This is a genomic window from Arthrobacter sp. HMWF013 (assembly GCF_003061105.1).
Taxonomy (GTDB): Bacteria; Actinomycetota; Actinomycetes; order Actinomycetales; family Micrococcaceae; genus Arthrobacter.
In genome coordinates, this window is record NZ_QAIQ01000397.1 from 1 (window position 1) to 4,825 (window position 4,825).

The following is a 4,825-nucleotide window of genomic DNA, read 5'->3' on the forward strand; positions in this document are numbered from 1 at the left end:
GGCTCCGTGGACGAGGACAACCCGCCGCGGAAACCGGTCATGCACGCCGCCAACGGGCTGTTTGTGGACCAAGGTGTACCCACTGGTGCGTCATTCCTGGACACCCTGGCCCGGCACTACGGAACCGGCGTCTATCCCGTGGACTTCAGCAATGAGGGGGCGACGAAGCCGGCCATTGATGCCTGGGTCAGCAAGAACACGGGCGGCCGGATCAAGGAAGCTCCCGCAAAATACGATCCCGACAACACCTTCAGCCTGCTCAACGCCCTCTACTTCGCATCAGCGTGGAGCGAGCCGTTCGACGCGAACGCCACCTCTGACCTGCCCTTCACCACGGCCGCCGGCGAGGAAATCGAGGCGCCCGCCATGCATAACGAGCTTCAGATGAAGTACGCGGAGGGGACCGGCTGGAGCGGCGTGGACTTGCCGTACGCTGACGGTTTCGTCATGCGGCTGGTCCTGCCGGAAGCCGGGAAGGGCACCGCGGACCGCCCCGCCGCCGCGGCCTTGACCGCTGAGGAGCTGACGGAGATCGCGGACACCTTTGATGCGTCCCCGTTGGTGTCAGTGCGGATCCAGCTGCCCCGCTGGGACCACAAGTCCAGTTTTGACCTGCGGAAGGTCCTCGGGTCCTTGGGACTGGTCAGGACACTCAACAATGCTGAGGACTTTAACAACATCCAGCCCGACATGAAGATCACCCAGGCAGCCCAGGCTGCCAACATCACCGTGGCGGAAAAGGGTACTGTCGCGGCGGCTGTCACCCAGATCAGCGGGATGGCCTCCGGCGCGCCGGCGGAGCCCGAACGGACCATCGATTTCGACCGGCCGTTCCACTACCAGATCGTCCACGTTGAGACCGGCCTGCCGCTCTTCATGGGAATCGTGGCCGACCCCCGCTCCTGAGACTGTTGAGTGGGGCGCCCTGGCACAGTGCCAGAGCGTCTGGAAAAATCCTGCAGGGAGTGCCAGAGGGTTTGGGAAAATCCGGCAGGGAGTGCCAGAGGGTCGCGGGGAGTGGTTAGCGGGGGCCGCCCTGCCAGAGGGCGTCGAACGGGGCGCCCGAGGCAACCCGGTTGCGGATGCCCGCGGTCACAAACTCCTTGGCCGTCCTGGCAGCTTCCAGCGGGCTGGCTCCCTTGGCCAGTTCGGCCGTCACCGCCGCAGCAAGCGAACAGCCCGCGCCGGACACAGCAACCTCGCCCACCTTGGGCGCGCTGAGCACCTCGAGGGTCTCGCCGTCGTAGTAAACGTCGACGGCGTCCGGGCCGGACAGCCGCACGCCGCCCTTGGCGAGCACCGCGGCGCCGCTGAGCTCGTGAATGCGGATGGCTGCGGCTTTGAGGGACTCGACGTCGGTGATCGCCAGCCCGGACAGCGACTCCGCTTCGAAGTGGTTGGGCGTGACGAACGTGGCCAGCGGCAGGATCTGCGCCTTCAGGGCAAGGTCGGTGTCCAGCGCATGGCCGGGCTCCTGGCCCTTGCAGATGAGCACCGGATCCAGGACCACATGGCGGAATCCTGCGCTCGACAGTGCGGTGGCGACGGTGTTGATGGTCGCCGGGCTGCCCAGCATGCCGATCTTCACGGCGTCCAGAACCGGCCCATAGGCCGCCGTCGTGGCTTCCAGCTGGTCCGCGATCACCTGCTGGTCCACCGGCACAAAGCGGTGGTTCCAGTTGTCGTTCGGATTGAACGACACGATGCACGTCAGGTTGGCGATGCCAAAGACGCCCAACTCCTGGAACGTCTTCAGATCGGCCTGGGCGCCGGCGCCGCCCGTAGCCTCGGATCCCGCAATGGTCAGGACGACGGCGGGAGCAAGGGCGGGAGCAGCGGCTGGGGACTGGGAGTCAGTTGAAGCTAAAGTCATGGTTCCATCCTGCCATCAGGCGCCGGGCCTCCGCCGGGGATGACGCCGCGAAAGGGCTCCGCCCCGTCATGCGTGGTCACGAGGCGGACCACAGCCAACCGTCCTGCGCCGGCACACATGCCGGCCCACAGGACAAGGCCCCACATGGTGTACCAGCCGCCACCGGCCATGAACAGGAGGGTGAGTAATCCCGTGACCAGCCCGGCTCCGGCGATGGCCACAACATGCAGCAGCTGGTCCCGGACACCCCGCATCAGGATTCCGGTGGCCAGGGCCAGCGGCATTCCCAGCAGCAGCGCCGCAGCGGTGCCAAAAACGTAGCCTGTGGCCCCGAGCGGAATACCAAACAGTGCCACGGTGATTCCGGCTCCCAGGAGGAAGGCCCCGGGCCCGAACGTCACGCGATGTAGGCGGTTCATGGACTCCCCTTGGCGATCGCGAGCAGCGCGCGCCCCAGCTCAGGGTGCCGGAACGTGAACCCCGCATCGATGAGTTTCTGCGGCTGCACCCACCGGCTTTTCAGCACGAGTTCCGTATCGGTGCGGATCAGCACAGCTCCCAGCCGCAGGAGCCAGGCAGGAGTGGGGAGGCCCGGCCGCACCCCGTACGCGAGCCGGACAAGCCGCATCAGTTCACGGTTGTCCACCACGTCGGGAGAGGCCACGTTCACCGGACCGGAGATGTCCGTCCGTGAGTGGAGGAAGAGGATGGTGCGGTACACGTCCTCCACATGAATCCAGCTGAACTTCTGGCGGCCGGACCCCATGTGCCCGCCCAGGCCAAGCCGAGCCAAGGCTGCGAACGGGCGCAGGGCGCCGCCGCCGGGGCCCAGGACGATGGCTATCCGTAACGCGATTTTCCGCACCCCGGGCGTGGGGGCAGCTTCCACTGCGGCTTCCCAGGCGCGAGCCACGTCCACCGAGAAGCCGGTGCCGGTTTCGCCGTCGGACTCCGTCTGGGGCCGGTCGTCCGCGTGCCGGTAGATGGTGCCGGTGCTGGCGTTCAGCCAGGCCGACGGCGGCGCCTGGCACCGCGCGAGGGCACGGCCCAGTGCCTCGGTGGTGGAGACGCGGGAATTGCGGATGGCCGCCCTGTTCCGCGCGTTGTAGCGGCAGTTGACGGAGCGTCCCGCGAGGTTGACCAGAAGGTCGGCGCCGTCCAGCACCCGGGTGATGGCGCCGTCGTCGTTCCAATTCGCCGAATCGGCTGCACCCGGTGCCGCCCGGCGGCCGATGGTGCGAACCTTCCAGCCGTCCCGCTCGAAGTGGTCCCGGAGGCAGGTGCCGATGAAGCCCGAAGCCCCGGCGAGCACCACGGTGTTTGTTTTGGTCATCTCTTTCCCTTTGTCGTTCAGTCCCGGATACTGCGGCTCAGGTTCAGGACGTCGTCAAGCATCCTGTTGACGCCCGGAATCCGTGCCAGTGACAGGCCCCGGGTGATCAGCGGGACAACGCCGTCCACCAGCTTCCGGGTCCGGCGCTGGTCCTCGGAGGTGTCGTAGACCCAGAACAACGCGATGCCCATGTAAGCCAGCCACAGCAGTTCCGGCAGCTCCGAACGGAGCTTCTTCGGAGCCGGCGGGCTGGAACCTTCCACTGCCGCCCGGAAGATGGCGAGTGAAGCCTCCCGGGCCGCCGTCGACTCTCCCGCGAAGGGATTGACGGGCGAGGTGGGGCGGATGGCCGTGGCCACGAAGTCTGCGCCGAACCGGTGGTACGGCGCCATGACGTCCAGTCCGGTGTGCAGTGTGGCCCTCAGGCGGCTGCCGAGGTCCTTCAGGCCTTCGAGTGACTCCTCTGCTGTGGCGGCGTGCTCGGCCTGGACCCGGATATAGAGTTCCTGGACCAGATCGTCCTTGGACGCAAAGTAGTAGTAGGCGTTGCCCACGGAGACCCCGGCCTCGGCTGCAATGGCGCGCATGGTGGTCTTCTCAAAGCCGATCTCGCGGAACATGCGAAGTGCCACGTCTGCTACCCGTTGCCTGGTCTGCTCACTCTTTGCTGCCATGCCCACTCCTTTTGAACGTGTTCAAAAGTAAGTCTGCCATGGAACTGAACATGTTCAAAACGCGGTGGCCCCCGTTCGGTGGAAGAGCCGCGCCTGTTCGGTGGGAGAATAGCGTGACAGTGCTAATACAGCCGGTGTCCCGAACCTCCACTGGATGACGCGGAGACCCGAGCGAACCACTACGAAACGGATTCCCCCATGCCTTCCCCCTCGGGCCCTGACGCCCTCAAACTCGACAACTCCGCACGGACAGCGCCGAAATTCGCGTCGATCGGATCGCCTTACTTCGGCATCATGCTGGCTTTTATGGCCGTGGTGCTGATCCTGTCCAACATCGGTGCATCCAAGGGTGTGGCGATCGGCCCGATCATTACCGACGGTGGCTTCTTCCTGTTCCCGCTGGCCTACATCCTGGGCGATGTGATCAGTGAGGTGTACGGCTTCAAGGTGGCCCGCAAAGCCATTTTCACGACCTTCGCCCTGTCCGTCTTCGCCTCGGTCTGCTACTGGGTTATCATCGCCCTGCCCGGCTTCGACGACGAGTTTGGCACGTCCAAGCAGGCCGCCCTTGAGGGTGCGCTTGGCCCGGTCCCGCAGATTGTGCTCGCCTCGCTGCTGGCGTTCCTGGCGGGCCAGACCATCAACTCCTGGATCCTGGTGAAAATGAAGGCCCGCTCGGGGGAGAAGTCCCTGTGGGCAAGGCTGATGGGCTCGTCCGGCGCGGGCGAGTTCGTGGATACCCTGATTTTCTGCAGCATCGCAGCCTCCGTCATCGGCATCACGGACTTCGGCACCTTCCTGAACTACGTGGTGGTGGGCTTCGTCTACAAGACCCTGGTGGAGTTCCTCTTCGTGCCGGTGACCTCGCTGGTGATCGGCTGGATCAAGAAGCGCGAACCGAGCTACGGGGCGTAGCCACCCCGGGCCACCCGCCCCGCCCCGCAC

General features: G+C 65.8%; 6 protein-coding genes. 2 read left to right on the forward strand and 4 right to left on the reverse strand.

What is annotated here, in order from left to right; all coding sequences use genetic code 11:
• A partial coding sequence (locus DBR22_RS14760) for a serpin family protein (RefSeq protein WP_108599647.1) occupies positions 1 to 906 on the forward strand: 906 nt, incomplete at its 5' end.
• 115 nt (positions 907 to 1,021) lie between these two features.
• Here DBR22_RS14760 and DBR22_RS14765 read toward each other — a convergent pair.
• From DBR22_RS14765 to DBR22_RS14780, 4 genes are read right to left on the reverse strand one after another with little or no spacing between them, the layout of a single operon-like run.
• A complete protein-coding gene (locus DBR22_RS14765) occupies positions 1,022 to 1,873 on the reverse strand; it encodes a hydroxymethylpyrimidine/phosphomethylpyrimidine kinase (RefSeq protein WP_108599648.1) in 852 nt (283 codons plus the stop codon).
• Complete coding sequence (locus DBR22_RS14770) at positions 1,870 to 2,292, reverse strand: hypothetical protein (protein ID WP_146187511.1); 423 nt, start codon at positions 2,290 to 2,292, stop codon at positions 1,870 to 1,872. Before DBR22_RS14770 ends, DBR22_RS14765 begins: the two co-directional genes overlap by 4 nt.
• Positions 2,289 to 3,206 (reverse strand): TIGR01777 family oxidoreductase, encoded by a 918-nt coding sequence (locus DBR22_RS14775; RefSeq protein WP_108599650.1) that lies wholly within the window; start codon positions 3,204 to 3,206, stop codon positions 2,289 to 2,291. The genes DBR22_RS14770 and DBR22_RS14775 overlap by 4 nt, the downstream gene beginning before the upstream one ends.
• A 17-nt stretch (positions 3,207 to 3,223) precedes the next feature.
• Positions 3,224 to 3,880 carry a TetR/AcrR family transcriptional regulator gene (locus DBR22_RS14780; protein ID WP_108599651.1) on the reverse strand — a complete coding sequence of 219 codons (657 nt, stop codon included), beginning with the start codon at positions 3,878 to 3,880 and terminating at the stop codon, positions 3,224 to 3,226.
• Between the two features lie 198 nt (positions 3,881 to 4,078).
• On the opposite strand from DBR22_RS14780, the gene DBR22_RS14785 reads away from it, so the two are divergent.
• Positions 4,079 to 4,795 carry a queuosine precursor transporter gene (locus DBR22_RS14785; protein WP_108599652.1) on the forward strand — a complete coding sequence of 239 codons (717 nt, stop codon included), beginning with the start codon at positions 4,079 to 4,081 and terminating at the stop codon, positions 4,793 to 4,795.
• Positions 4,796 to 4,825: the final 30 nt, after the last annotated feature.

Excerpts from the sequence above, each read along its gene's own strand:
- DBR22_RS14785 (WP_108599652.1), top strand. The coding sequence starts at position 4,079 with ATGCCTTCCCCCTCGGGCCCTGACGCCCTCAAACTCGACAACTCCGCA.
- DBR22_RS14770 (WP_146187511.1), bottom strand. The coding sequence starts at position 2,292 with ATGAACCGCCTACATCGCGTGACGTTCGGGCCCGGGGCCTTCCTCCTG.
- DBR22_RS14775 (WP_108599650.1), bottom strand. The coding sequence starts at position 3,206 with ATGACCAAAACAAACACCGTGGTGCTCGCCGGGGCTTCGGGCTTCATC.
- DBR22_RS14765 (WP_108599648.1), bottom strand. The coding sequence starts at position 1,873 with ATGACTTTAGCTTCAACTGACTCCCAGTCCCCAGCCGCTGCTCCCGCC.
- DBR22_RS14780 (WP_108599651.1), bottom strand. The coding sequence starts at position 3,880 with ATGGCAGCAAAGAGTGAGCAGACCAGGCAACGGGTAGCAGACGTGGCA.